The sequence below is a fragment of the Halobacillus sp. BBL2006 genome (assembly GCF_000786645.1).
In the GTDB taxonomy this organism is placed as follows: domain Bacteria; phylum Bacillota; class Bacilli; order Bacillales; family Halobacillaceae; genus Halobacillus.
In genome coordinates this window covers 1-1,884 of the sequence record NZ_JRNX01000524.1, presented here as the reverse complement: position 1 = coordinate 1,884, position 1,884 = coordinate 1, and the positions used below count along the sequence as shown (strand labels likewise).

The following is a 1,884-nucleotide window of genomic DNA, read 5'->3' as shown; positions in this document are numbered from 1 at the left end:
CAGGAAATATATCTTTCACACCATTGGCCAGGCGAAAGAGCTGTTGATGTTCGAAATAGAAAATAAGCTTACCTTTAAAATTTTTCACTTCTAAAATTAAGAGAAACTTCTGAGTTATAATTAAAGCATCGATTTGGAAGTGCTGGATTCCGTCAAAAAGGCGTACGTCTTGAACAACATGGTATCCTTTCGGCAAATACATTAAGTAAAAATCCATAGCAGTCTCACCGAAATGGCCAGCTGTTAATCTTAGTAATTGTTCATGTACCTGCTCATACATTGGGTGCTTTGCAGAAAGGCGTTGCAAGAGGGTTTCAAGCTGGAGCAACTCTGAGGTTTTCTGACGGGGGATATTATTCAAATTTCCACACTCCTTATTGAAAATTTTTCCTATCTATTATACCATGTTGTAATGTTTATCTTTAAAAGGAGGAGCGACAGGTGAGACAAAGAAAGGCAGCTCACAGAATTACAGAGAGTCTTAAAAGAGATAACCGAGTCAAGTCAGTTTTTCTTAAGGGATCGATGGGCAGAGATGAAAATGACGAGTATTCTGATATCGATCTCTATTGTCTTGTAGAAGAAAAACATTTGGAATCTTTCTTAAAAGACCGGAAGAAACATGTGGAAGTTTATCGGGAAATTATATTTTATGATCCTGAGAATCATATGGAAAAATTCAAAGACAGGCAGCAACTGCGGCTTAGTGAGCAGGAGTATATAGACGCGGTAGACGACGTAGCTTTTTTCCTCTTGCAATATAAAAAAGCTGCCGATCGCGGAAATGATATTTGGGCGGTCAAAGTTTTAAATGATCTTCTTGTCTCTTGCTAAAGTGTTACTACAAAAAAATAGGCCTGAGAGGGCTCAGCTTGGATTAAAGACAATTCATCAGTCTCTTCCACCAGAAATATCTGACAGGATAAAAGAAATTTATAATCAGACTTCTACTGACAATCATCATAAAGCTGTGAAAGACATTGTGACTATCCTAAAAGAGGAATTGGAATGGATGGAAGAAAGTCTTCCTAAGCTTGATTATACGATTCCTTTTCTTAAGAGGATGCTTAAAGAGTCTTAAAAGGAAAACCCTCTGAATGGTCAGAGGGTTTTGGTCAATAGGAAAGAGAGAAAGCTTTAGAAAGCGTTGGCGTTATCGAAATGTTCTCAAAGTCGATCCCTAATTGCACGGCTGTTTGGGCAATCTCGGGCCGGATGCCTGAGAGGGTCGTAGATACTCCAATCAGTTTTAATCCATTGATCAACTGGAAGATCTGGTGAGCTACCATTGTATCGACAAGGTACACACCGGATAAATCGATATATAGATGAGCGGTTTTCTTTTCTGTACATTTGGCTAATGTACTTTCTAAAATGGCTGTAGCTCGCGCTGTATCAATTTCACCGACTAGAGGAAGCAGGGCTTTTCCATCGGATAAATCAATGACAGGTGAACTCAGTTCATTGATCATTTTCTCCTGATCGTCGATACGAACATTAAGTTGATTGTGCTTTTCTTCGACAACACGCGTCATGACGATATCAAAAGACTCAATGATGGCATTTTTCCAAAGATCTATTTTTTCTTGAGGGACAGGCATTGCCCTTGTCTGAATATATTCTTCTATGAAAAGCATGTATTGGTTTCTTACGCGTACAAACTCCCTCATGATTAGGTGTGTAGGTGTATTTAGATGTCCAGGGTCACTGGCGATGTTCATGATCCATTCATCAAATTCTTCGAAAAATTGACCTTTTTCCGTAACAAACACTCTACATAAATGCTGATGGAAATCTAAGTTTTGTGCTTTTAGGGTTCGAATGACTTGAGGATCCTTTGATGCATATACGCCAGTGCCAGTTTTATCGAGAGACTCATACCAC

Annotated in this window: 3 protein-coding genes; 1 reads left to right on the top strand and 2 read right to left on the bottom strand. The window is 38.9% G+C overall.

Features of this window, described 5'->3' with window-relative positions; translation table 11 throughout:
• Positions 1-361: nuclease-related domain-containing protein (locus LD39_RS15165; protein ID WP_035549013.1), on the bottom strand; the 361-nt coding region annotated here is incomplete at its 3' end.
• Positions 362-441: 80 nt separating this feature from the next.
• Here LD39_RS15165 and LD39_RS21830 point away from each other — a divergent pair.
• Positions 442-834 (top strand): nucleotidyltransferase domain-containing protein, encoded by a 393-nt coding sequence (locus LD39_RS21830; protein ID WP_052158894.1) that lies wholly within the window; start codon positions 442-444, stop codon positions 832-834.
• Positions 835-1,115: 281 nt separating this feature from the next.
• On the opposite strand, the gene LD39_RS15155 is transcribed toward LD39_RS21830, so the two are convergent.
• On the bottom strand, positions 1,116-1,884 hold a 769-nt coding region (locus LD39_RS15155), incomplete at its 5' end, for an STAS domain-containing protein (protein ID WP_035549010.1).